Raw genomic sequence first — 23,747 nt, 5'->3', positions numbered from 1 at the left:
CAGTGGCGCTGATCGCCGCTGCGGGCCGCGGCCGAAGCGCGCAACCCCTCAATCTTGGGGGGTTCCGGTTCGGCCGACGGCGCCGTGATCGTGGTTCGTCACCGCTGTCAGCCGAATGAGGAATATCCACATGGGAAGAGTCTCCGCACGCGGCCCCGTCCACGTCTGTGCCGTGGCCGCGTTGAGCACGGTGCTGGCGTTGGTCGTGCCCGCCGCGCCTGCCCTCGCCGCCGACCTGGGAGTGATCAGCACCTTCGCGGGCACCGGCGACTACGACTCGGCGGGCGACGGTGGCCAGGCCACCGCCGCCAAGCTGAGATCACCCGCCGACGTGGCCACGGACGCCGCGGGCAACACGTACATCGCCGACTGGTGGGGTTCCAAGGTCCGAAAGGTCAGTCCGCAGGGCGTCATCACGACCTTCGCGGGCACAGGTGACTACGCCACCGGGGACAAGGAGAACGTCCCGGCGACGTCCGCGACGATGAAGACCCCGGCCAGTGTGGCCGTCGACAGGGCCGGGAACGTCTACGTCGCGGACGCCTACGACGCCCGGATCCGCAAGGTCGGCACGGACGGTCTCATCACGACGGTGGTCGGCACGGGTACCGAGGGCTTCAACGGCGACCTCGCGCCCAGGGCGACGAACCTGAGCGGCCCGATGGGTCTCGCCTTCGACTCGTCGGGCCGGTTGTACTTCGCTGACAAGGACAACGACCGGATCCGGCTGGTCGACCTCGCCGCGAACAAGCTCGAGACGATCGCCGCGCCGGACAAGGTGAACTACCCGACGGACGTCGCCGTGAACGCGCTTGACGGCGCGGTGTACATCGCGGACACCGACGACAACAAGGTGCAGAAGCTCGTCAACGGCGCGTTCACCACGGTTCTGCCGAACCTGGACCACCCGACCGGGCTGGCTCTCGACACCGCGGGCAACCTGTACGTCGCGGACTCAGGTCACAACCGCGTCCAACGCCTCGCCCAGAACGGAACGGCCACCTCGTTCGCCGGAACCGGGACCTCCGGTGCCGCGGGCGACGGCGGTCAGGCGAGCGCCGCGCAGTTGAACTCCCCTCGCGGGCTGGCGGTGACCCGCTCCGGCGACATCCTCATCGGTGACCACGACAACAGCAAGGTCCGCCGGATCACCGGCAAGCAGATCGACTCGATCGTCTACCCGGTGGCTGGCACCGGCGAATGGGGCTTCGGCGGCGACGGCGGCCCGGCCATGACCGCGAAGTTCGCCGGTCCCAACAGCATCGCCTTCGACCCGCACGGCAACCTGATCGTCGCCGACATGGTGAACAACCGGGTCCGCCGGATCGGCACGAACGGCGTCATCACGACGATCGGCGGCACCGGCGAAGAGGGCTACGACGGCGACAACAAGCCCGCCACCCAGGCGAAGGTGGCACCGGACGGTGTCGCGGTCGACCGGCAGGGCAACATCTACGTCGCGGAATGGCGCGGCTCCAGGATCCGCAAGATCAGCACCACCGGGATCATCACGACCGTCGCGGGAACCGGAACGTACGGCTTTTCGGGCGACGGCGGCCCGGCCACCAGTGCGATGGTCGCGTCGACGGACCTGGTCGTCGATCCGGCCGGGAACATCTACCTCACGAGCATCAACCACAACCGTGTCCGCAAGATCGACACAGCGGGGATCATCACCACGGTCGCCGGTACCGGTGAGAAGGGATTCGGCGGGGACGGCGGCCCCGCGACGGCCGCCAAACTGAGTGCTCCCCGCGAGGTCGCGCTGGACAAGGCGGGCAACCTGTACATCAGCGACGAGCAGAACAACCGCATCCGCAAGGTCACCCCAGCAGGCGTGATCACCACGATCGGGGGCAACGGCGAGCGGACGCTGGCCGGTGAGGGCAAGAAGGCCACGCAGACCGGTATGTACCCGTCCGCGATCGTGGTCGGGCCCGACGACACGCTGTACTTCAGTGACGGGGTCGCCTACATCCGGAAGATCGACGCGGCGGGAGTCGTGGTCACGCTTGCGGGCAACGGCAAGACCGATCACAAGGGTGACGGCGGCCCGGCGCTGCTGGCCAGCGCGATGGCGACGACGATGGCCTTCGACCAGGCGGGGTATCTGCACTTCTCCAACGGCGAACCGAACCGGATCCGCAAGGTTGGCGTGTCCTGAGCGCCGGTGTGGGGTGCTCCCGTGTGGAGCACCCCACACCCACTTCGCTTCTTCCTCGTCCTGTGCCTTGGCCTCGGCGATCACGGCACTGGCGGGCGACACGCGCCCAGGCTACCTATGCGTTGCCGCACCAGCGGGCCTTGTCCTCCTCGGTGACCTCCACCGGGCCTGTCACGGGCTGGGTGATCCGGATGTGGTTGCCGAACGGGTCGCGCAGCGCGCAGTCGATGCCGTACGGCTGCTGCGTCGGCTTCTCGGTGAACTCGACGCCCTTGGCGGTGAGCTCGTCGTAGGTCTTCTGGCAGTCGTCGGTGGTGAGGATCGCGGCCACCCCCATCGCACCCTTGGTCACCAGGTCACGCAGCTGCGCGGCGATCTCGTCGCTCTGCGACGGCGGCCCCGGCACCTCGAGCAGGATCTCCCGTCCCGGATCCGACGGCAGTACGATCGTCAGCCAGCGCATGAAGCCGAGGTCGACGTCGGCCTCGACCTGGAAGCCCAGTTTGCCCACGTAGAAGTCGAGGGCTTCGTCCTGGTCGAGGACCATCACGGAGTGAATGCGGATGCTGTTGAACATGCCGGGAACACTACGACCGGCCCGGCCGGGACGGCTTATCCGAAACAACCTTACGAACGGCTCGGCCTGGTCCACGCCTTCACGAAGCACACGGGGACGTCCAGCGGCGGGTGCTTGGTCCGGTACTCGGTCGGCGAGAGCCCGACGATCGTCCGGAACGTCCGGCTGAACGTGCCGAGGCTTTCGAAGCCGACTCGGTCGGCCACCTCGGTGACGGTCACCGCCGGGGAGCGCAGCAGCGCCATCGCGCGTTCGATCCGGCGGCGTTGCAGGTAGCGGTGTGGCGTTTCGCCGAAGGCCGCCCGGAAGGAGCGGGTGAAGTGCGTCGGGGACATCAGCGCGATCCGGGCGAGCGCGGGCACGTCCAGCGGAGACGCGAAGTCCCGGTCCATCGCGTCCCTGGCCCGCAGCAGCCGCCGGTTCTGCTCCTCCCCCGGGCTGAGATAACCAGGTGCCACGCGCTCATCGTAGTTAACCTGGCGCGATGGACCTGTTGACGCCCGCGACCGACCTGCTCGCCATCCCGTCGACGGCGGACCGGCCGGACGAACTGCGCCGCGCACTGGACTTCGTGCTCGATTTCGTCGGGCCGGGCTTCACGGTGGAACGGTTCGAGTCGAACGGCAAACCCAGTGCCCTGCTCTACTCCGGGCGGCGGCGGCGGTTCCCGGTGATCCTCAACGGCCACCTCGACGTGGTGCCGGGCCGGGCGGACCAGTTCGTGCCGAGGGTGGACGGCGACCGGCTGTACGCGCGGGGCGCGCAGGACATGAAGATCTCGGCGCTGGTGGAGGCGTTGGTGTTCCGCGAGCTCGGCCACCGGGTGCCGATCGCGCTGCAACTGGTCACCGACGAGGAGGTGGGCGGCAGGGACGGCACCAAGTTCCAGCTCGACCAGGGTGTCACCGGTGATTTCGTGATCATCGGCGAGCAGAGCGGGCTGCGGTTGGTGACCGAGTCGAAGGGCATCCTCGGCGCCAACCTGCGGGCGTCCGGGCGGACCGGGCACAGCGCGTACCCGTGGATCGGGGACAACGCGGTGCTCAAGCTGATGCGCAGCATCGAGAACCTCCTCGACCGGTACCCGGTGCCGGACGAGGAAGCGTGGCGCACGACCGTGAACGTGGCACGGATCGAGACCCCGAACACCGCGCGCAACCAGGTCCCGGCGCAGGCCGAGGCGTGGCTGGACATCCGGTTCCCGGCACAGGACACCGACCTGGACGGCCGCACCGAGGCGGAGATCACCGAGTACCTGCGGGGCTTCTGCGAGCCGGGAGTCACCCCGCAGGTGATCTACGCGGACCCGCCGCACAAGGCCGACCGCGCCCGCCCGGAGGTCGTGGCGTTGCAGCAGGCAGCGCGCGACCAGGGCTACGACGGTGACTTCCTGATCAAACACGGCGCCGCGGACGGCCGGTTCTACTACCAGCGCGGGATCGACGCGGTGATCTTCGGGATCGGCGGCGACGGGCTGCACGGCCCGCAGGAGTACGCCGACATCACCACCATCGAGCCCTTCCACCGGGCCTTGACCGACTTCCTCTTGTCCCATACATACTGAGTTTGGGCCTCCGGCGGTCAGCAACAGCGCGTCGCGATCGCCCGCGCGTTGATCGGCGACCGGCGGCTGGCGCTGGCCGACGAACCGACCGGCGCGCCGGACTCGCACACGGGCGAGGCCGTACTGCGGCTGCTCAGGTCCAAGGTGGATGCCGGGACGGCCGGGATCGTGGTGACGCACGACCCGCGGCACGCGGCGTGGGCCGACCGCGTGGTGTTCCTGCGGGACGTGTCCGGCGAGGAGCAGCGGGCGGCGCTGTCCGATCCGCGTTGTGCACGCGCACGAGGCGAGGCGGACTACTTCGGTGTCCGCTCCGGTCGCGGCAACGGAGTGTCGTTGGTTGTGGTCATCGCACCGGAGGCTGTCGAGGCGGTCACCGGCATCCCGGCTGCCGACGTGCCGAACGCCAGTGCCGCGTTGCGGGCCGGTCGGGTGGTCGTCGATGATCCCGGCCTGGTGAGCGGCGGCCGAGTCACTCTGGTCACCGGTGAACCGGGTGACCGTGTCGTCCCGGCGCCCGCGTTCGTGACGCCGAATCCCGGCCGGGTGTCGCTGGTGTTGATGACCACGGCCGAGGAGGACGACCGGCTACGCTCCAGGCATGTGGGTGTCGTGGCGTGCGGCGGCCGAGAGGGCGCTGTACGCCGACGACGGCTTCTACCGGCACGCCGGGCAACCAGCACGGCACTTTCGTACGTCGGTGCACGCCTCACCTCTGTTCGGCGCGGCGATACTCCGGCTGATGCCGGACGCACCGCAGATCGTGGACGTCGGCGCGGGCAACGGCGAACTGCTGGCCGCGCTCGACACCGACGCCCGGCTGCTCGCGGTGGAGAAGGCACCGCGCCCGGCGGGCCTGCCCGGCCGGATCAGCTGGGCCACCGAGCTTCCCGAGAGCGTCGACGGCCTGGTCGTCGCCAACGAATGGCTCGACAACATCCCGGTGGACGTGGTCGAGCTGACCGCCGGCGGACCCCGGCTCGTCCTGGTGTCCGCCGACGGCACCGAACGGCTCGGTGACGCGCCCGGACCCGACGACCTGGCCTGGCTGGAGCGCTGGTGGCCGCTCACCGATGTCGGCCAACGCGCCGAGATCGGACGCCCGCGAGACGACGCGTGGGCCGACCTGACCGGCCGGGTGCGCCGCGGTGTCGTGGTCGCCGCCGACTACGGGCACACGATCGAGGCCCGGCCGTTCCACGGTTCCCTTACCGGTTACCAGAACGGTTGTCAGGTGTCGCCGGTGCCGGACGGCTCGTGTGACATCACCGCGCACGTCGCCCTCGACTCGTGTGCCGCGAGCACACCGGGGACCGCGTTGACCACGCAGCGGGATGCGTTGCGGGCATTGGGAATTCTGGGCGCGCGACCGTCCGTGGAGGTCGCCAGGACCGACCCGCCGAGGTACCTGCGCGAGCTGCGGCAGGCCGGTGAGGAAGGCGAGTTGATCAGCCGGGACGGGCTCGGCTCGTTCGGCTGGCTGGTGTACTCGATCGACACCTGTCTCCCCGGGGCGTTCAGTGCAAGGATCGCGGTATGAGCACGGAACGCACTGTCGCGATCGGCTCGGGCGCCACGCACCTCGGCAGCGAGGACATGGTGCTGAACATCGGGCCGCAGCACCCGGCCACGCACGGCGTCCTGCGGCTGCGGATCGTCCTGGACGGCGAGCGGATCACCGACGTCGAACCGATCATCGGATACATGCACCGCGGTGCCGAGAAGCTGTTCGAGGTGCGCGACTACCGGCAGATCATCGTATTGGCCAACCGGCACGACTGGCTGTCGGCGTTCGCCAACGAACTCGGCGTCGTGCTGGCCGTCGAGCGGATGACCGGCATCGAACCGCCGGTGCGCGCGGTGTGGGCGCGGATGCTGCTGGCCGAGCTCAACCGGGTGCTCAACCACTTGATGTTCCTCGGTTCGTACCCGATCGAACTCGGCGCCATCACGCCCATCTTCTACGCGTTCCGGGAGCGCGAGACCCTCCAGGCGGTGATGGAGGAGGTCTCCGGCGGCCGGATGCACTACATGTTCAACCGCGTCGGCGGGTTGAAGGAGGACCTTCCGCTCGGCTGGCTCGACCGCGTGCGCGTCGCCGTGGAAGACGTGCGGCGTGGCATGCGTGACATCGAAAACCTCATCCGCGGCAACGAGATCTTCCACGCCCGCACGCGCGGAATCGGTGTCCTGACCCGGGACCAAGCCGCCGAGTACGGTGTTTCCGGTCCGATCGCCCGCGCCAGCGGACTGGACTTCGACCTGCGCCGCGACGAACCCTATTTGGCGTACGGCGAACTGGACGTCCCGGTGGTGACCCGGACCGAAGGCGACTGCCTCGCCCGGTTCGAGTGCCTGGCCGACCAGGTCCACGTCTCGCTCGACCTGGCGACCGCGTGCGCCGACCGGCTGTCCACACTGCCCGCCGGACCGATCAACGTACGCACACCCAAGATCCTCAAGGCCCCTGCCGGACACACGTACGCGTGGACGGAGAATCCACTCGGGATCAACGGGTACTACCTGGTGTCCCGTGGCGAGAAAACACCGTGGCGGATGAAACTCCGCTCGGCGTCGTTCAACAACGTGCAGGCGATCCCCGAACTGATGCGAGGTTCGTTGCTCGCCGACATGATCGCCATCCTCGGCTCGATGTTCTTCGTCGTCGGTGACATAGACAAGTAGCCGGATTGCTCCATCCGGGACAAGTCCACATTTACGTTTGCCAGTTGTGTATCTGGGCTCTGCCAAGGCCGTCCTGAATGCCGGGAGACGACACGAGCGTCTCCACTGGCAACGGATGGGACTGTCTATGAGTGGAATGGCCCGCCGCCTGGCTGTGACCGGCCTCGGTGCGGCGCTGACCCTGCTTGTCGTAAGCCCTGTGGTGGCGAACGCGGGCCCGGCTTCGTCGACGGGAACCGAGTTCATCGTGAAGTTCCGCGACGGTGTCGCGGCGAGATCGGACGCGTTAGCGTCGAACGGACTGCGTGTCGTCGGCGAGGTTTCCGTTGGCGCTGTTCTGGTTTCGCCGGACAAGGCACTCGACACCAACACGGCGCTCGCAGCTCTGCGGGCACGCGGTGACGTCGAGTACGCCGAGGTCAACGGGAAGATGTACGCGGACCTCACCCCGAACGACCCGATGTACCCGCAGCAGTGGCACTACTACGAAGCCGCCGCGGGCGCACGCGTCGACACGGCGTGGGACTCCGGTCTCACGGGCGCGGGTGTGCGTGTGGCGGTGATCGACACGGGCCGTACCGCGCACACCGAACTGAACGCGAACTACCTCGGCGGCTACGACATGATCAGCAACGCCGCCGCCGCCCGTGACGGCAACGCCCGTGACAACAACCCGCAGGACCAGGGCGACTGGCAGGCCGCGGGCGAGTGCGGCGCCGGAACCCCGGCACGCAACAGCAGCTGGCACGGCACCCACGTGTCCGGCACCGTCGCCGCACTGCGCGGCAACGCGGCGGGTGTCGCGGGTGTCGCCCCGGCCGCGAAGGTCGTTCCTGTGCGGGTGCTCGGCCGTTGCGGCGGTTCGTTCGCCGACATCATCGACGGCATCACCTGGGCATCCGGCGGCGCGGTCGCGGGCGTGCCGAACAACCCGAACCCTGCCCGTGTGCTGAACATGAGCCTCGGTGGCAGCGGTGCGTGCCCGGCCAGCCTCCAGGCCGCCATCACCGCCGCCAACAACCGCGGCTCGGCAGTGGTGGTCTCAGCGGGCAACAGCAACGTCAACGCCTCCAACGCCACGCCGGCCAACTGCAACGGTGTGATCACGGTGGCAGCGAGCGACCGCCAGGGCAACCGCGCGGTGTACTCGAACTTCGGCGCGACCGTGGAGATCACCGCACCCGGCGGCGAAACCTCCCCGGCGGCGTCCGGCGGCGTGCTGTCCACACTGAACGCAGGCACAACCGTGCCCGCCGCCCAGTCCTACGCCTTCTACCAGGGCACCAGCATGGCCGCACCGCACGTCGCCGGTGTCGTCGCGTTGATGCAGCACAAGAAACTGGCAGCAGGCGTCGCCCTGCTGACCCCCGCCCAGGTGACGGCGCGTCTGCGGGCACGGGCCATGCCCGGCAGCTGCGTCGGCGGATGCGGCATCGGCCTCCTTGACGCTCGCGCGAGCGTAGCCGCCGCTTAGCGATTGGTTCGGCTAGTTCAGCGGTAGTGCGATGTGGTTGATGGCTGCCACACGGCCATCAACCACTCGCATGAGTCTCATTGGAAGCGTCGCGACGTGCCCACGGTAAGCTATGGAGGAAGGAGGTCGGTGTGCGGTTGAACAGCAATGGGCAGGTCACGATCCCCATCGAGCTCCGCAGGAAGTACGACCTCCGTGCAGGCGACGAGGTCGACGTCGTTGACGACGGCGCCGACCTTCGAATCGTCCGGCGCGAAGGGAACCCAACCCGTGGTCGCCTGCTGGCACGGCGAATTCGTGGGAAAGCCACAACCACGCTCACGACCGACGAACTGATGGGCCTCCTGCGAGCTGATTGACGACTCACGCCCAGTCCGCACCGATGTCGGCAATTCCGTACTTCCCCCGACTGAACCTGATCACGCCGGACTCCTAGTTCAGCGGTAGTGCGATGTGGTTGATGGCTGTCACGCGGCCATCAACCACTCGCATGACCACGCGTTGGCCGAGGCGGAGCATGCGCAGTCCGCTGTGGTCGAACGCGTCCGCGTCGAACGTCATCCGGGTGCCGTCGTCGAGCAACACCGTGCCGCTGCGGGTTGACGGGGAGAAGGTTGCCACTGTCGCCTGCATCGGTCAGCCTCCGATGGTGATGCCGAGGACGAACTGCGGCAGGATCGACATCAGGATGGTGCCCACTGCCGCGATTGCGATCGCCACCGCGACCGGGCGAGCGACCCCACCGATCCCACCGATCCCGCCGAAGTGGGCGCGGTCCGGCAGCGGGGCGAACAACCGGGTCGCCCATGACAGGTAGTAGAACAGGCCGATCACCGTGTTCACCGCCATCACCACGGCCAGCCAGCCCAAGCCGCCGACGATCGTGCCTTGGAAGACCACGATCTTGGCGAACAGACCGGCGAGTCCCGGTGGCAGCCCCGCGAGGCACGCGAGGAAGAACGCCAGGGCCACGGCAACCAGTGGATGCCGCCGCGCCAGGCCGCGGTAGTCGTCCAGCTCTCCCCCGCCGTGCCCGTCGACCCAGCCGACGACTGCGACCACGGCGAACACACCGATGTTCATCACCGAGTAGATCGCGACATAGCCGATCGTGGCCGCGACCAGGGAGTCGAGCGGGGCATCTCCGCCCGCCGCGCCCAGCGGCGCGAGCATGTACCCGGCCTGCGCGATCGACGACCACGCCAGCAGCCGCATGGCGGTTCGTTGGCGCAGCGCGACGAGGTTGCCGACGGTCATGGACACCGCGGCGAGCACCGCGATCAGCGGACCCCAAACGGTGGCGTACGGCGCGAAGCCGATGCTCAGCACGAGGACCAGACCGGCGAATCCCGCCGCTTTGGACACGACCGACAGAAATGCCGCCACCGCCACGGGCGCTCCCTGATACGTGTCCGGCGCCCAGAAGTGGAACGGCACCGCGGACACCTTGAACCCGAAGCCCACCAGGACGAGCACCACTCCGACAGCGGCCACCGACGCCAATGGCGACGGTGTGGCCAGCGCCGCGCCGATCCGGTCGAGGAACAACGATCCCGTCGCGCCGTAGACCAGGCTGATGCCGAACAACATCACCGCCGTCGACACCACCGACACCAGGAACATCTTCACCCCGGCCTCGGACGACCTGCCATCGTACCGGCGCAACGCCACCAACGCGAACAACGGCAGCGACACGACCTCCAGTGACACCAGCAACGTCACCAGGTCACGCCCGGCCGCGAGCGTCAACGCGCCGGACAACGCCGCGAACACCAGGAAGTGGAACTCACCGGCGGGCAGCCGGGTGTCCCGGATCTCCGTCTGCGCCATCAGGAGCACCACGGCACCGGCGACCAGCATCACCGTCTGCACCAGCACCGTGAAGTCGTCGACGACGAACGAGCACGAACTGTCCACACAGAACGTCCGGCGTGGGCTTCCGGCCAGCAGCACCACTTCGAAGGCGCTCGCGGCCACGATCCCCGACAAGGGCACGACGCGCGGCACGAAAAGCGAGACGAGCCCGGTCAGGGCGAGGGTCAACGGCGGCGCGATGGCCAGGTAGTCGACCGACTGGACCATCACCGGCCTCCCAGGTAGAAGCCGACGGCCTCGGCGGTCGGGGCGAGCACGAGGCCCGGCCAGATCCCGACCACGAACACCAGCACCACCAACGGCGACCACGCCAAGGACTCGGCTCGGGTGACGTCGAGGACACCCTGGTCCTTGCGCCACGCGGCGAACGTCCCCTGTGCGACGCGGCGCAGCATGACAAGGAAGTAGGCCGCCGTCAGCACGGCGCCGATCCCGGCGACGACCATGAAGACCAGATATAGTGGTCGGTTCAGGCCCGGCGCCGGGTCGAACGCGGCCAACATGGCGAGCATCTCGCCCCAGAACCCGGCCAGGCCTGGCAGTCCGAAACTGGCCACCGCCGCGATGACCAGCAGGACGCTCAACCGGGGCGCCAGGGTGAGCGTGCCACCGCCGATCTTGTCCATGTCGGTGCTGCCGAACCGCTCCGCCATCCCGCCGACCAGGAAGAACAGCAGTCCGGTGATCAGCCCGTGCGCGATGTTGGCGAACAGCGCGGCGTTAATCCCCGCCGCGGTCAGCGTGGAGATCCCGAGCAGCACGAACCCCATGTGCCCGACGCTGGAGAACGCGATCAGCCGCTTGAGGTTGCGCTGCGCGAGGCACGCCAGCGCCGCGTACACGATCCCGATGACGCCGAGCGCGCCGAGGAACGGCGCCACCGCCCGTGCGCCGTCCGGCAGGATCGGCAGAGCGATCCGGATCAGGCCGTACGTCCCCATCTTGAGCAGAACCCCGGCCAGCAGCACGGACCCGACCGTCGGTGCCTCGCTGTGGGCGTCCGGCAGCCAGGTGTGCAGCGGCCACATCGGCACCTTCACCGCCAGGCCGCCCGCGACCAGGACGAACGCGGCCACCTGAACCGTGTGGCTCATCCCGGTGCCACCAAGCTCCGCCAGCGCGACAATGTCCAGAGTGGACGTGTGGAGGTAGACGACGAGCAGCCCGACAAGCAGCACACCGGAGCCGAGCAGCGTGTACAGGATGAACTGCCTGGCCGCGGGCCCGCGCTGGGCACCGCCCCAGCCCGCGATCAGCGCGTACATCGGAATCAGCACGACTTCGAAGAACACGAAGAACAGCAACAGGTCCAACGCGACGAAGGTACCGAGCATACCGACTTCGGTCAGCAGCAACAGTGACACGAACGCATGCGGCCGATCCGGTGTTCCTCCCCGGCGCGCCCCGTAGATCATGCTGAGGAAGCACAGCAACGCGGTGAGCACGACCAGCGGAACCGAAACACCGTCCACGCCGAGGTGGAACCGGATGCCCAGTGGCGGGATCCACGGCACGTCCGTGATCAGGTGTGTCCCCGGCCGGACGTAGTCGACCGAGAACGCGGTCACCACCGCGAGCACGAACGTGATCCCCGTGGTCACCAGTCCGACTGCTGTCGCCGTGCGGTGTGTTGCCAGCGCGGCAAGGCATCCGGCCAACGGAACCGCGAGCAGCAGGATGGGCAGGACGCTCATCGCATGACCACCACCCCCACCGCGATCAGCACGACACTGGCCAGCACGGCCGTGACGTAGTACTGCGGATTCCCGTTCTGCGTCAACCGGAGCAGTCCGCCAAGAGCACGCGCTCCGCTTCCGGTGCCACGAACCGACCGCCCGACAACGGAATCGTCGACACGCGCCACCTCGTCAGCGAGTCGCATGACGCCGCGAGCAACCGTTCGCTCGTACAGCGTGTCCGTGCCGAACGCGGAGCCGAACACACCGCGCAGTCTGCCGATCGAGTCCGCTGGATCTTTGGCCGGGTCCCGGCGCCAGATCAGGAACACCGCCACCACACCGATCCCGGCTATGGCGAGCGACAGCACAGTGCTGATCAACTCGGGTCTGAGCTCGTCGAACCACAACCCGACGAACCCGAGCCCCAACGCCACCACAGCCAGCGACGCCAACGGGACCGTCATCAGCTTCGACACTTCACGGACATCCGGCCCGGGGCCGAAGAACGTCCGCAGCCACGCCCGAGTCGTGTACGCGGCCGTCAGCCCGGCGGTCAGCAGCAGCCCGGCGAACACGAACCAGTTGTGCGCGTGTTCGGCTGACGCCACAACGGCGTCCTTGCTGAAGAACCCCGCGGTCGGCGGGATCCCGGCCAGTGCGGCGAACCCGACGGTCATGGTCAGGAACGACAACGACATGCGCCGTCTCAGCCCGCCCATCTCCGACATCAGGTTGCTGCCCACCGCGATGATCACCGCGCCCGCGCACAGGAACAGCAAGGCCTTGAACACCGCGTGGGACAACAGGTGCGAGATCGCCTGTGTCCGGCCGCCGACCGCCAGCGCCGCGAACATCACGCTGAGCTGACTGATCGTGGAGTACGCGAGCACTCGTTTCAGGTCGTCGGTGACCAGTGCGGCGAGGGCCGAGCCGATCATGGACACCACCGCGATCACCGCGAGGACGTCCAACGCCAGCGGAGCCGCCAGGAACACCGGGTACAGCAGGGCGACGACGTACGCCCCCGCCGCGACCATCGTGGCGGCGTGGATCAGCGCGCTGACGGGCGCGGGACCGGCCATCGCGTCCGGCAGCCAACTGTGCAGCGGGAACTGGGCTGCCTTGCCGACAACCCCGACCAGCAACAGCAACGCACCGGTCAGCACCGTGCCCGAGGACATGGTCGGCACGGCCGCGATGACGTCCGTGATCCGGAACGACCCGGCCCCGACGCCCAGCACGAAGATCCCGAACAGGAACCCCACGTCGCCGAACCGCGTCATCAGGAACGACTTGATCGCGGCGGCGGTCGCCGACGGTTTCTCCCAGTGGTGCCCGATCAGGAAGTACGAGCACACGCCCATGATCTCCCAGCCGACGTACAACATCAGCAGGTCGGCGGCGAGCACGACGGTCAGCATCGCCAGGGTGAACAGCCCGACCAGGGTCGCGAAGGTCGGATATCGCACGTCGTGCTTCATGTAACCGACCGAGTAGACCTGGATGGCGAGCGCGATCAGGGTGACCATGACGGCGACCGTCGACGACAGGTCGTCCACGCGCAGGCCGATGGTGATCGGGATCGTCCCGGTCGGGGTGAGGGTCGCGCGCGTCTCGAACGACTCGAGCAACGCGAGGACGACGGCACCGGCGGCGCTGATCGCGGTCCCGAGGATCGCCAGTGGCGCCGTCATTGCTTGTCCTCGGCCAGTTCGTCGAGCGAGTCGACCGCGATCGTGGCCCGGTTGCGGAACACCTGCAGCACGATGGCCAGGCCGAGGCCGACCTCCGCGGCGGCGATGACGATCACGAACAGCCCGAGGATCTGCCCGGAGCCGAGCCTGTCGGCCAGCCACACGTCGAAGGCGACCAGGTTCAGGTTGACCGCGTTGAGCATCAACTCGACCGACATCAGCACCAGGATCGCGTTGCGCCGCGCCAGCACGCCGTAGACGCCGATGGCGAACAACAGCGCCGCCAGAACGGCCGGGTAGACGACGTGCATCAGCCGTCACCGTCCTTCGGCGGCCCGATGTCCGTGCGGGACAACACGATCGCACCGACCAAGGCGGCCAGCAGCAGCACGGACAGCACTTCGAACGGCAGCACCCAGTACCGGAAGATGCCCGAGCCGATCACGCTCGCCGAGCCGGCACGCGACTCGCCCACCTCGAAGTAGGCGTCACCGAACCCGCTGACCACCACCGTCACCAGGACACCGGCCGCGGCCACGGCGACCGTGACAGCGGCGGGCTTGTTGCGGCTGTCCAGATCGGACGACGGACCGATCGGCGCACGGGTCAGCATGATCCCGAACAACAGCAGCACCACGACCGCGCCGACGTAGATCAGTACCTGCACCCACGCGACCAACTCGGCCGTGAGCACGAGGAAACACGCGGCGATCGCGCCGAAACTCACCACGAGGTACAACGCGGCCCGCACGATCTGGCGCGTGGTCACCACGAGGACTCCCGAGGCCAGCGCGACCACGCCGAGCAGGACGAACACGATCTCCGCCGCGGTCACGTGGGCTCACCCGGCTCGATGGCTGGTGGCGGTGGCACTGTCTTCATCCACTCGCCGAGCAGGTCCATCTCGTGGGTCAGCGCCCCGATGCTGTGCTCGGCGTACTCGAACTCCGGCGACCAGAACAGCGCGTCGAACGGGCACGCCTCGATGCAGATCCCGCAGTACATGCACAGCGAGAAGTCGATGGCGAACCGGTCGAGCACGTTGCGGCTGCGTTCCCTGCCGCCTTCGACCACCGCGGGCAACGTCTCCTTGTGCGACTCGATGTAGATGCACCAGTCCGGGCACTCCCGCGCGCACAGCATGCAGGACGTGCAGTTCTCGGCCAGCAGCCCGATCACGCCACGGCTGCGCGGCGGCAGGTCCGGTCTGGTCTCGGGATACTGCCGGGTGACCGACCGGCGGGTCATCGTCCGCAACGTGACCACGAGGCCCTTGAGCAGCCCTTTCATACCATCGCCACCTTCACCACACCGGTCAGGGCGAGCTGGCCGAGGCTCAGCGGCACGAGCACCTGCCACGCCAGCTTCTGCAGCTGGTCGGCACGCAGGCGGGGGTTGCTGACACGCAGCCAGATCACCACGAAAGCCAGGACGAAAAGCTTGATCAGAAACCAGATCGGGCCCAGTGCCTCGTCGCCGAACGGGCCGCGCCAGCCGCCGAGGAACAACACCGTGGTCAACGCGCAGAGCACCACGATCCCGGCGTACTCGGCCAGCAGGAACAGCGCGAACCGCAGCCCGGTGTACTCGGTGTACGGGCCGAGCACGATCTCCGAGTCGGCCACCGGCATGTCGAACGGCGGCCGGTGCAGTTCAGCCAGCCCGGCGACGAAGAAGATCAGCAGCGCCGGCGCCTGCCAGGCCAGCCACCACGGCGACCAGGCCTCGACGATGCCGGACAACGACAACGTGCCCGCCGCCATCGCGACCGACGACGCCGCCAGCACCAACGGCAGTTCGTACGCCATCAGCTGGGCCGCACTGCGCAGCCCGCCGAGCAGTGCGTACTTGTTGCCGCTGGACCACCCCGCCATCACCGAGCCCAGCACACTCACGCTCATCACGGCGAGCACGAAGAACAACCCGATGTCCAGGTCGAGCGCCACCAAGCCGGGACCGACCGGGATGACGACCAGGATCACGAGGTACGGCAACAAGGCGATGGCGGGCGCGAGTGAGAACACCGTGCGGTCGGCCTGTGCGGGCACGACATGCTCTTTCTGCACGAACTTCACGCCGTCCGCGATCAGCTGCGCCCAGCCGTGGAACCCGCCCGCGTGCATCGGCCCGAGCCGGGCTTGCATGTGGGCCATGGCCTTGTGTTCGAGCTGACCGACCAGCAACGGCAGCAGCAGGAAGGCCGCGACCACGAGCGCCAGCCGTAGCAGGATCTCCAGGAAGGTCATGGCCGCGTCCAGTCCTCGGGCACACCCGGCGGCAGGTTGCGGCGGCGCTTGGGTTTCTTGAGCTCGGTGAGCGACTGGCCGGGGTCGACCTCACCGGGCCACTGCTTGGCCACCCGGCTGGCCAGCACGAAGTCCTTGCGCAACGGCGTTCCCTCGAAGCCGTCCGGCAGCAGCAGCGGGATCAGGTTGGGGTGCCCGTCGAATTGCACGCCGAACATCTCGCAGGTTTCCCGCTCGTGCCAGTTCGCACCTTTGTAGACGGTGGTGGCCGTCGGCAGCACCAGCGCGTCCGGCGGCAGCAGGGTGCGGATCAACAGGTGCTGTCGGGTGCTCGTGGAGTAGACGTGGGCGACGATCCGGATGCCGTCTTCCAGTTCGTCGACGGCCGTGAGGAAGTCGAAGAAGTCGCAGTGCCGGGCATCCCGCGCGGCGGTGAGCGCGGCGATCCATTCGGCGGGCTCGACGTCCTGGGTCTCGTTCATCCGTCGAGCCGCTCGAACGTCGGGTACTGCGCCTTCTCTTCCTGGGGTGATCCCCTGTCCGACCACTCCTCGTCGCCGATCTTGGCCTGGAGCTTCATGATCCCGTGCAGCAGCGCCTCCGGCCGGGGCGGGCAGCCGGGTACGTACACGTCCACCGGGATCAACTGGTCGACGCCCTTGGTGACGCAGTACGAGTCCCAGTACGGGCCGCCGCAGTTGGAGCAGGCGCCGAAGGAGATCACGTACTTCGGCTCGGGCATCTGCTCGTAGAGCCGCTGGACCGCGGGCGCCATCTTGTCGGTGACCGTGCCCGACACGACCATCAGATCGGCCTGCCGCGGGCTCGGCGCGAACGGGATCACGCCGAGCCGGATGAAGTCGTGCCTGCTCATCGAGGTCGCGATGAACTCGATCGCGCAGCACGCCAGCCCGAAGTTGAACACCCAGAGCGAGTACCGGCGTCCCCAGTTGAGCAGGAACCGCATCGGCTTCGGAACCTGGTTGATCATTCCCAGATCGGTCACGCCCACGACAGGACCCCCTTGCGCCAGGCATAGAGGATTCCGACAGCGAGGAATCCCAGGAAGACGAACATTTCGATCAAGGTGGCGGCGCCGAAACCGGGAGCGGCGAAAACCGTGGCCCACGGGAACAGGAACACCGCGTCCACGGCGAAGACCACGTAGAGGAAGGTGAATACGTAATACCGGACGTACGACTGCGCCCAGCCGCCGCCGACCGGGTCGACGCCGCACTCGTAGGTGAGCAGTTTCTGCGGCGTGGGCCGGGCGGGCCGCAGCAGCCGGTTGGCCGTCAACGCCACCGTGACGAACACAGCGCCGACTACCAGGAGCAACGCGATGAGTCCGTATGCTCCGAAGTAGCCGTGCACGGGGTCACCTCCGCCGAGGGCCTGCGCCACTGTGTGTTGGATCACATCATGGTGGGTTTCGCACCGTTTCGTCCACCGGAAGTCACCAGCTGGAGCGATTCGACATGCTCATAGCGCTTGTTACTGGTCAGCGATGTCAAGGGACCCACTTCACATTGCCCGTAGGGGTCACCCATTAGAGTCTCGGCGTGCATTTCGATTCGATCTCGAACCGATCACTACTTAAGGCCTCACGGTCTGTCACGCCCCTGGACGCAACGGCGTGACGTTCTGGCTCGTGGCGGCCGTAGCCGGAGCCCCGCTCGTCGCACTCGGTGCTGCGTTGCAGCAGAACGCGGCGGTGCACTGCAAGAGCCTCGGGTGCCTGCGCCTGCTGGGTCAGTTGGCCCGCAGGCCGAAATGGCTGCTCGGCTCGGCCACGACCCTGTGCGGCGCGATGATGCACATCCTCGCGCTGTCCAACGGCCCGCTGACGGTGGTCCAGCCGCTCGGCATGAGCGGCCTGCCGATCGCCGTGCTGATCGCGGCGGCGATCGACCGCAGGCGCGTGCGCGCGGCGGAGATGTTCGGGACGTTCGCGGTGAGCCTGGGCCTGGTGAGCCTGCTCCTGCTGCTGCCGCACGAATCGTCCCGCCCCACGCTCGACGGCGGCTCGGCGGCCGTCCTGTGCGGCACGACGCTGGCCATCGTCCTCGGCGCCGCCGTGATGGCACGCCGCAGCGTCGGCGCTGTGAACGCCTTGTTCCTGGCGATCGGCTCGGGCATCTCGTACGGCGTGTTCGCGGCGCTGACCAGGGTCAGCGGGAGCACGGTCGTCAACGACATGTCCGCGTCGGTGTTCTGGGTGATCGGCCTCGCCGTGGTGTTCTGCGCGCTCGGCCTGCTGTTCCAGCAGAACGCGTACCGCACCGGCCGGTTCGCGCTGAGCTACGCCACCTTGCTCGTCGCCGATCCCATCACCGGATCACTGATCGGTGTGATCGTGCTGAACGAGCAACTGCCGAGTTCGTTCATCGCCAACGTAGGCGTGCTCGCCGCGTGCGCGATCACCATCGCCGGTGTCGTGGTGCTGACTCGCCTGCACCCGCACCAGCACGCCCCCGCAGCCCCGCAGACGCCTCCGACCAGAGAACTCGTGTCCGTCTGAAAAATCCTGGAACTGAAGTGTCGATCCGGGGTGAGGTCGTTCGACGTCAGTGTCAGACCGAGAACCAGGAGGACGACATGCGGTACATGATGATCGTGAAGGCCAGCCCCGAGTCCGAGACGGGCACCATGCCGTCGCAGCACGAACTCGACGAGATGAGCAAGTACAACGACGAGTTGACCAAGGCGGGCGTGCTGCTGGCCGCCGACGGCCTGCACGACAGCTCCAAGGGTTTCCGCGTGACCTACGCGGCCGGCGGCAAGACCACGGTCACGGACGGCCCGTTCGCCGAGGCCAAGGAGCTCGTCGCGGGCTTCTGGATCATCCAGGTCTCGTCCCGCGCGGAGGCGCTGGAGTGGGCGCGCCGGATCCCGTTCCAGGAGGGTGAGGTCGAGGTCCGCCAGGTCTTCGAAGCCGAGGACTTCGGCGCCTGAATTCTCGCGGAACGCCGTCGGCGGCGCCGGTCTCCCCCGGCGCCACCGCCCGCGTCACGCCTCGCGCGTCCACAGAAGCGAGATCCGGAGTTCGCTGAACCGCCAGCCCTCCCCCGTCCGCACCGCCGTGCACGCCGACCGCAGGCCGCTTGTCCGGTGCGGCGGCGCGCCGTCCCGGTAGAAGTACACGAGCTGGTTCGCGGTGGCTTGCGTCCGGTCGCCGTCGCCGTCCACCAGCACATCGCCGTGCACGTGCTGGGTGTGCTCTCCCTCAACCTGACTTCGCTTGATGTAGGCGTGCACCTCGTCGATGCCGTGCAGTTCGCCCGCACGCGGTGAGCGCACCACGACGTCGGTGGCGTACACGCTGCGGATGTCGTCGTGGTGGCCGTCCAGCAGGTCGGCCAGGCGGGCGAACAGTTCGGCGATCTCGACGCGGTCGGCGGTGGTGGTCGTGGACACGACTCCCCCTCTGGTGATGGTCGCTCCAACATTGGTGAGACCAACACTATCGCAGAGTGTTGGTCCGGCCAACATCGATAGGGTGGCGCCCATGGACGAGACCCCTCAGCGCCTGGCGGCGAAGCCGAGTTGGCTGCTCACCCAACTGGCCGTGCACGTACGCCGGCTGGTGACCGACGGTTTCGCGGCGGCCGGGGCACGGGGGTACCACTACCGCATCCTGGCGGCGCTGGAGGAGTTCGGCCCGGCCAGCCAGGCCCAACTCGGTCGCAGGTGCCGTGTCGACCGCAGCGACGTCGTGGCGGCGGTCAACGAACTGGTCGAGTCGGGCCTCGTCGACCGGTCACCGGACCCGGAGCACGGACGCCGCAACAAGGTCACCATCACCAAGAACGGCACACGGCGACTGCGACACCTGGACGAGGTCCTCGACCAGGTGCAGGACGATCTGCTCGGCCCGCTGTCCGCCGAGGAGAGGCAGACGCTGACCCGCCTGCTCAGCCGGACACTGGTTCACCACGAACCGGAATGACCGCGGCAACGACGTCGGGTGGGGATGGCGCCACCCGCTCGTGGGGAGCCAGGCTTACTGACTACGGGCCGCCGGCGAGGAAGGGTCATGGGACATCAGCGCTTCCTCCAGGAGGTTTCCCGTGTCCCGACAACGATCTCGCCGGAGCGCGCTCGCCGACGCCGAGCCCACCGTGGACAGTGTCGACGTGGACAGCGTCGGCGGGGACATCGCGCTCACCCATGTCACGGTGATCGACGCGTCCGGAGCGCGACCCCGGCCCGACCAGACCGTGGTCGTCGGTCGCGGACGGATCACCGAGCTCGGCGGGCACCGCGATGTACCGATCCCTGCTGGTGCCACGGTTGTCGACCTGACAGGCAAGTTCCTGATCCCCGGACTGTGCGACATGCACGTGCACAACTTCGAAGCATTCGGCTCGGACAAGATCTTCCCGCCGCTCTACATCGCCAACGGGGTCACCACAGTCAGGGAAATGTGGGGCATGCCGATCCACCACCACTGGCGTGACCGCGTCGAGAACGGCAGTCTGATCGGCCCGCGCTGGGTGATCGGCGGCATGGTCGTCGACGGTTCCCCTTCCTTCTGGCGCGGCCGGGGTTTGCCCTTCCACGAGGTCGCGGACGAGGCAGGGGCACGGGCGGCGGTGCGACAGTCCGAACAGGACGGCGCCGACTTCGTCAAGGTGTACTCGCAGCTGACCCGCCCGCAGTACCTGGCCCTGGCCGACGAGGCACGACGCAGGCGGATCCCGTTCGCGGGACACTGTCCCAACGTCGTGCCCCTCGTCGAGGCCAGCGATGCCGGGCAGAGCACGTTCGAGCACCTGCTCGGGATGCTGTTCGCCACTTCCGGCCACGAGGCCGAGTTCCTCGTCGCGATGCGGGACGCCAGGATCGATCCGGTGGACCCGCTCCGGCAGATGAGCGCGCTGGAACTACGGGCGGCGGCCGACCACCACCCGGCCAAGGCGGCCTCCGTCTTCGCGCGGCTGGCCGCGAACAGAACGCACCAGGTGCCGACCATGGCAATGTTCCAGCGAATGGACATGCCCCAGGATGTCGTACGCGACGACGAACGCCTGAAGTACCTGCCCGCCTCGCTGACGCGGATGTGGAACGCGACCATGGACGGGATCATCCGCCAGCGCACACCCGAGGAGGTCGCCCGGCGTCGTGACCTGTTCGGCCACCGGCTGCGGCTCGTCGCCGCCATGCGCGACGCCGGGGTGCCGATCCTGGCAGGCACCGACGGGCCCGGCGTCGCCTACCTGTTCCCCGGCTTCGGCCTGCACGACGAACTGGCCGCGCTGGTCCAGGCAGGGCTCACCCCGATGCAGGCGATCCAGTCCGCCACCGTCGAACCGGCCAGGTCCCTCGGGCTGCACGACGAGATCGGATCCGTCCACCGGGGAAAGCTCGCCGATCTCGTCGTGCTCGACGCCAATCCGCTGGACGACATCGGCAACACCCGGCGGATCCACGCCGTCGTCGCGCGCGGCCGCTTCATCTCCGCCGAGCAGCGCGCGAAGATGCTCGCCGACGTCGAACAGTCAAGCTCAGCCTTCGGTCTCCCGGGTTGATGGATTCAGACGGAACAAGGGGCTCGTCTCGTCCAGTGGTGCCGAGTTCAGGCGGGCGGCGTGGATTTCCGGGACCACCTTGTCCCACTCCGCGCTGCCGGTTGTCACGCGGGTGACAACCGCCGTCCATTCGACGGCGCGTGCGCCCGTTGTCTTGCTGCGCACGATGACTGAAACACGGTCCACGTCGGACAGATCCGTGACGACGTAGGCGGCGTCGTCGTGCCAGTGGTGCCAGGTCGGTACGGCTCGGGCGGCGCCGGGACGGGTGATCCAGATCAGCCCGGACTTCTTCGTCGCGTCGGCTATCAGGCTCATGGGGGAAATCGTAGGCTATCCGGGTGAACCATTGGCGCTACGCGGACGTGGAATCGCCTGCCGGTCGCACAATGATCGCGTGCGCAGCGACAGCCTGGGATCGGTGAATTCCCGCGTCTCGCGCCGGAATCGTGGTCAGCCCCGGTAACCGGTGCACCCGGTGCCCGGTTACCGTGCCCGGGGTGGCTGCCGCGGATCCGACCGAGGCAGCCACCCAAGTTCCGCTCACGGCAGCGGTTCGTACTCGCGCATCGCCGCGATCGAGACACCGTTGGCCGTGTTGGCCTCCCGTTCGATCATGATCTCGACGAGCACCGGCCTGCTGGTGGCCTCGGCCTGCTTCCTGGCCCACGCCAACGCGTCCTGGATCTCCCCCGGCTGGGTCACCCGGCGGCCGGAGCAGCCGTAGGCCTCCATGATCTTGACGTTGTCCGTGCCGACCGTGTCGTAGTGGATGTCGACCTCGTAGTTCATGTCGTAGCCACCGTGGTCCTCGGCCATCCTGATCAGGCCGAGGTACTCGTTGTTGAGCATGATCAGCACGAAGGGCACGTCGTACTGCGCCGCGACCGCCAACTCCTCCACCAGGAACTGGAACGAGTAGTCACCGACCACGCCGACCACTTCCGCGTCCGGCTCGGTGTGCTTCAGCGCCTTCTTCACGCCGATCGCCGCCGGGATCTCCCAGCCGAGCGGGCCTGCCTGACCGCAGACCTGGTAGTGCCTTGGCTTGTGCGCCACCTGGTGCTGTCCCGACCAGATCTGGTACAGGCCGATCGCCGTGACGAAGTACGTGTCCGCGCCGTAGAACTCGTTGATCTCCTTGAACACCCGCGGCGCCTTGACCGGAACCGCGTCGAAGTCCTCCCGGCGGGTCATGGTCGCCTTCAGCTCCTGGATCCGGGTGACCCACTGCCCTGCCGCCCGCCGGGCCCCGCGCTGCCGAGCGAGGTCGAGAACGGCGCGCAGGAACAGTTTCGCGTCCGCGACGATGCCCAGGTCCGGCGCGAACACCTTGCCGAGCTGGGTCGGTTCGATGTCGACGTGGATGAACTGGCGCTCGCCGCGGTAGGTGGCCAGGTCGCCGGTGTGCCGGTCGCCGAAGCGGGCGCCGACCGCGAGCACGAGGTCGGCTTCGAGGAACGACGCGTTGCCGTACCGCTGGGACGTCTGGATTCCGGTCATCCCGGCGTACAGCGGGTGATCCTCGTCCAACGCGCCCTTGCCCATCAGCGTCGCCTGCACGGGGATCTGCAGGTATTCGGCGAGGTCACGCAGGTGCTCGTGCGCCTCACCGAGAATCACGCCACCACCGGCCAGCAGCAACGGCTTCTCCGCCGCCAGCAGCATGTCCAGCGCGCGCTCGACCCTCGGCCGGTGCGGTTCGACGGGGTTGACCGGCAGCGGCGCGTCGATCGTCCCGTCCCACTCGATCTCCTGCTTCTGCACGTCCAGCGGGAGGTCGATGAGCACGGGGCCGGGGCGGCCGGACCGCGCGATCCGGAACGCCTCGCGGAAGATCCACGGCGCCTGCGCGGCTTCCTTGACCTGCACGGCCCATTTGGTGACCGGCTTGGCGATCTCGACGATGTCCACCGCCTGGAAGGCTTCCTGGTGGAGTTTGCTCGACACGGCCTGACCGGTGATGCACAGCATCGGGATCGAGTCGGCCTGCGCGGTGTACAGACCGGTGATCATGTTGGTGCCCGCCGGACCGGACGTGCCGATCGCGACCCCGACCTTTCCGCTGGTGCGCGCCCAGCCGTCGGCCATGTGGGTCGCGCCCTCCTCGTGCCGCACGATCAGGTGCTCGATCCCGCCGACCACCTCGAGTGCCTTGTACAGCGGGAGAATCGCGGCGCCGGGGCAGCCGAACGCGGTGTCGACGCCCTCGGACTTGAGGACCTCGACAACCGCCTGCATGACGGGAACCTTGGGCA

Annotated in this window: 27 protein-coding genes and 1 pseudogene; 11 read left to right on the top strand and 17 right to left on the bottom strand. The window is 68.1% G+C overall.

Annotated features, from left to right (window positions below; all coding sequences use genetic code 11):
- The first annotated feature begins 130 nt into the window (after positions 1 to 130).
- Entirely contained in the window at positions 131 to 2,164 is a 2,034-nt protein-coding gene (locus ALI144C_RS11570) for an NHL domain-containing protein (protein ID WP_168211229.1), read from the top strand.
- Positions 2,165 to 2,279: 115 nt separating this feature from the next.
- Here the strand turns inward: ALI144C_RS11570 and ALI144C_RS11565 are convergent, their stop codons facing one another.
- Positions 2,280 to 2,741: a VOC family protein gene (locus ALI144C_RS11565; RefSeq protein WP_076987036.1), complete on the bottom strand. Its 462-nt coding sequence runs from the start codon at positions 2,739 to 2,741 to the stop codon at positions 2,280 to 2,282.
- Between the two features lie 50 nt (positions 2,742 to 2,791).
- On the bottom strand, positions 2,792 to 3,133 hold the full coding sequence (locus ALI144C_RS11560; protein WP_083752945.1) for a helix-turn-helix domain-containing protein: 342 nt from the start codon (positions 3,131 to 3,133) through the stop codon (positions 2,792 to 2,794).
- A 92-nt stretch (positions 3,134 to 3,225) separates the two neighbouring features.
- Between ALI144C_RS11560 and ALI144C_RS11555 the strand changes: the two genes are divergently transcribed.
- Together ALI144C_RS11555 and ALI144C_RS58655 are read left to right on the top strand one after the other, a co-directional pair.
- Positions 3,226 to 4,305 (top strand): M20 family metallopeptidase, encoded by a 1,080-nt coding sequence (locus ALI144C_RS11555; protein ID WP_076987034.1) that lies wholly within the window; start codon positions 3,226 to 3,228, stop codon positions 4,303 to 4,305.
- Between the two features lie 21 nt (positions 4,306 to 4,326).
- Positions 4,327 to 4,383 (top strand): annotated as a pseudogene (locus tag ALI144C_RS58655) (hypothetical protein); the annotation flags it as partial.
- A 218-nt stretch (positions 4,384 to 4,601) separates the two neighbouring features.
- On the opposite strand, the gene ALI144C_RS11545 reads toward ALI144C_RS58655, so the two are convergent.
- Complete coding sequence (locus ALI144C_RS11545; RefSeq protein WP_143230578.1) at positions 4,602 to 4,790, bottom strand: hypothetical protein; 189 nt, start codon at positions 4,788 to 4,790, stop codon at positions 4,602 to 4,604.
- A gap of 116 nt (positions 4,791 to 4,906) precedes the next feature.
- On the opposite strand from ALI144C_RS11545, the gene ALI144C_RS11540 reads away from it, so the two are divergent.
- The 4 genes from ALI144C_RS11540 to ALI144C_RS11525 all read left to right on the top strand — a co-directional run bounded on the left by ALI144C_RS11540 (position 4,907) and on the right by ALI144C_RS11525 (position 8,823).
- A complete protein-coding gene (locus tag ALI144C_RS11540; RefSeq protein ID WP_076987032.1) occupies positions 4,907 to 5,845 on the top strand; it encodes an SAM-dependent methyltransferase in 939 nt (312 codons plus the stop codon).
- Complete coding sequence (locus ALI144C_RS11535; protein ID WP_076987031.1) at positions 5,842 to 6,990, top strand: NADH-quinone oxidoreductase subunit D; 1,149 nt, start codon at positions 5,842 to 5,844, stop codon at positions 6,988 to 6,990. The genes ALI144C_RS11540 and ALI144C_RS11535 overlap by 4 nt, the downstream gene beginning before the upstream one ends.
- A 127-nt stretch (positions 6,991 to 7,117) precedes the next feature.
- The gene (locus ALI144C_RS11530; protein WP_202818925.1) at positions 7,118 to 8,464 is read left to right on the top strand and encodes a S8 family serine peptidase; all 1,347 of its coding nucleotides are present in this window, start codon (positions 7,118 to 7,120) and stop codon (positions 8,462 to 8,464) included.
- A gap of 131 nt (positions 8,465 to 8,595) precedes the next feature.
- Positions 8,596 to 8,823, top strand: coding sequence for an AbrB/MazE/SpoVT family DNA-binding domain-containing protein (locus ALI144C_RS11525; protein WP_076987029.1), 228 nt, complete (start codon positions 8,596 to 8,598; stop codon positions 8,821 to 8,823).
- A gap of 73 nt (positions 8,824 to 8,896) precedes the next feature.
- Here the strand turns inward: ALI144C_RS11525 and ALI144C_RS11520 are convergent, their stop codons facing one another.
- From ALI144C_RS11520 to ALI144C_RS11470, 11 genes are read right to left on the bottom strand one after another with little or no spacing between them, the layout of a single operon-like run.
- On the bottom strand, positions 8,897 to 9,085 hold the full coding sequence (locus ALI144C_RS11520; protein WP_202818924.1) for a hypothetical protein: 189 nt from the start codon (positions 9,083 to 9,085) through the stop codon (positions 8,897 to 8,899).
- 15 nt (positions 9,086 to 9,100) lie between these two features.
- Positions 9,101 to 10,546, bottom strand: coding sequence for an NADH-quinone oxidoreductase subunit N (locus ALI144C_RS11515; RefSeq protein ID WP_076987027.1), 1,446 nt, complete (start codon positions 10,544 to 10,546; stop codon positions 9,101 to 9,103).
- Positions 10,546 to 12,033, bottom strand: a complete 1,488-nt coding sequence (locus tag ALI144C_RS11510) for a complex I subunit 4 family protein (RefSeq protein WP_076987026.1) — start codon at positions 12,031 to 12,033, stop codon at positions 10,546 to 10,548. Before ALI144C_RS11510 ends, ALI144C_RS11515 begins: the two co-directional genes overlap by 1 nt.
- On the bottom strand, positions 12,030 to 13,712 hold the full coding sequence (locus ALI144C_RS11505; protein ID WP_076987025.1) for an NADH-quinone oxidoreductase subunit 5 family protein: 1,683 nt from the start codon (positions 13,710 to 13,712) through the stop codon (positions 12,030 to 12,032). The genes ALI144C_RS11510 and ALI144C_RS11505 overlap by 4 nt, the downstream gene beginning before the upstream one ends.
- Positions 13,709 to 14,023, bottom strand: a complete 315-nt coding sequence (gene nuoK, locus ALI144C_RS11500) for an NADH-quinone oxidoreductase subunit NuoK (protein ID WP_076987024.1) — start codon at positions 14,021 to 14,023, stop codon at positions 13,709 to 13,711. The genes ALI144C_RS11505 and nuoK overlap by 4 nt, the downstream gene beginning before the upstream one ends.
- Positions 14,023 to 14,547: an NADH-quinone oxidoreductase subunit J family protein gene (locus ALI144C_RS11495; protein ID WP_076987023.1), complete on the bottom strand. Its 525-nt coding sequence runs from the start codon at positions 14,545 to 14,547 to the stop codon at positions 14,023 to 14,025. Before ALI144C_RS11495 ends, nuoK begins: the two co-directional genes overlap by 1 nt.
- Positions 14,544 to 15,002, bottom strand: a complete 459-nt coding sequence (locus ALI144C_RS11490) for a NuoI/complex I 23 kDa subunit family protein (protein WP_083752943.1) — start codon at positions 15,000 to 15,002, stop codon at positions 14,544 to 14,546. Before ALI144C_RS11490 ends, ALI144C_RS11495 begins: the two co-directional genes overlap by 4 nt.
- Positions 14,999 to 15,958, bottom strand: a complete 960-nt coding sequence (locus tag ALI144C_RS11485; protein WP_076987022.1) for a complex I subunit 1/NuoH family protein — start codon at positions 15,956 to 15,958, stop codon at positions 14,999 to 15,001. The genes ALI144C_RS11490 and ALI144C_RS11485 overlap by 4 nt, the downstream gene beginning before the upstream one ends.
- Positions 15,955 to 16,440: an NADH-quinone oxidoreductase subunit C gene (locus ALI144C_RS11480; RefSeq protein ID WP_076987021.1), complete on the bottom strand. Its 486-nt coding sequence runs from the start codon at positions 16,438 to 16,440 to the stop codon at positions 15,955 to 15,957. The genes ALI144C_RS11485 and ALI144C_RS11480 overlap by 4 nt, the downstream gene beginning before the upstream one ends.
- Complete coding sequence (locus ALI144C_RS11475; protein ID WP_330359580.1) at positions 16,437 to 16,964, bottom strand: NADH-quinone oxidoreductase subunit B; 528 nt, start codon at positions 16,962 to 16,964, stop codon at positions 16,437 to 16,439. Before ALI144C_RS11475 ends, ALI144C_RS11480 begins: the two co-directional genes overlap by 4 nt.
- The gene (locus tag ALI144C_RS11470; RefSeq protein ID WP_237774097.1) at positions 16,961 to 17,377 is read right to left on the bottom strand and encodes an NADH-quinone oxidoreductase subunit A; all 417 of its coding nucleotides are present in this window, start codon (positions 17,375 to 17,377) and stop codon (positions 16,961 to 16,963) included. The genes ALI144C_RS11475 and ALI144C_RS11470 overlap by 4 nt, the downstream gene beginning before the upstream one ends.
- Before the next feature lie 217 nt (positions 17,378 to 17,594).
- On the opposite strand from ALI144C_RS11470, the gene ALI144C_RS11465 reads away from it, so the two are divergent.
- Positions 17,595 to 18,479: a DMT family transporter gene (locus ALI144C_RS11465; protein ID WP_076987020.1), complete on the top strand. Its 885-nt coding sequence runs from the start codon at positions 17,595 to 17,597 to the stop codon at positions 18,477 to 18,479.
- A 77-nt stretch (positions 18,480 to 18,556) separates the two neighbouring features.
- Positions 18,557 to 18,913, top strand: a complete 357-nt coding sequence (locus ALI144C_RS11460) for a YciI family protein (protein WP_083752956.1) — start codon at positions 18,557 to 18,559, stop codon at positions 18,911 to 18,913.
- A 54-nt stretch (positions 18,914 to 18,967) separates the two neighbouring features.
- Here the strand turns inward: ALI144C_RS11460 and ALI144C_RS11455 are convergent, their stop codons facing one another.
- Positions 18,968 to 19,375, bottom strand: coding sequence for a nuclear transport factor 2 family protein (locus ALI144C_RS11455; protein ID WP_076987018.1), 408 nt, complete (start codon positions 19,373 to 19,375; stop codon positions 18,968 to 18,970).
- Between the two features lie 91 nt (positions 19,376 to 19,466).
- Here ALI144C_RS11455 and ALI144C_RS11450 point away from each other — a divergent pair, with 91 nt between their 5' ends.
- Entirely contained in the window at positions 19,467 to 19,907 is a 441-nt protein-coding gene (locus ALI144C_RS11450) for a MarR family winged helix-turn-helix transcriptional regulator (RefSeq protein WP_076987017.1), read from the top strand.
- Between the two features lie 121 nt (positions 19,908 to 20,028).
- On the top strand, positions 20,029 to 21,489 hold the full coding sequence (locus tag ALI144C_RS11445) for an amidohydrolase family protein (protein WP_143230577.1): 1,461 nt from the start codon (positions 20,029 to 20,031) through the stop codon (positions 21,487 to 21,489).
- Here the strand turns inward: ALI144C_RS11445 and ALI144C_RS11440 are convergent.
- Complete coding sequence (locus ALI144C_RS11440; RefSeq protein WP_076987016.1) at positions 21,466 to 21,807, bottom strand: hypothetical protein; 342 nt, start codon at positions 21,805 to 21,807, stop codon at positions 21,466 to 21,468. The two genes, ALI144C_RS11445 and ALI144C_RS11440, sit on opposite strands and share 24 nt — an antisense overlap.
- 225 nt (positions 21,808 to 22,032) lie before the next feature.
- Positions 22,033 to 23,730 carry a glyoxylate carboligase gene (gene gcl / locus ALI144C_RS11435; protein ID WP_441297549.1) on the bottom strand — a complete coding sequence of 566 codons (1,698 nt, stop codon included), beginning with the start codon at positions 23,728 to 23,730 and terminating at the stop codon, positions 22,033 to 22,035.
- Positions 23,731 to 23,747 lie beyond the last annotated feature (17 nt).

The organism is Actinosynnema sp. ALI-1.44 (assembly GCF_001984155.1).
Lineage (GTDB): Bacteria > Actinomycetota > Actinomycetes > Mycobacteriales > Pseudonocardiaceae > Kibdelosporangium.
The sequence above is the reverse complement of the archived record's forward strand: the minus strand, read 5'-3'. Positions and strand labels throughout refer to the sequence as shown.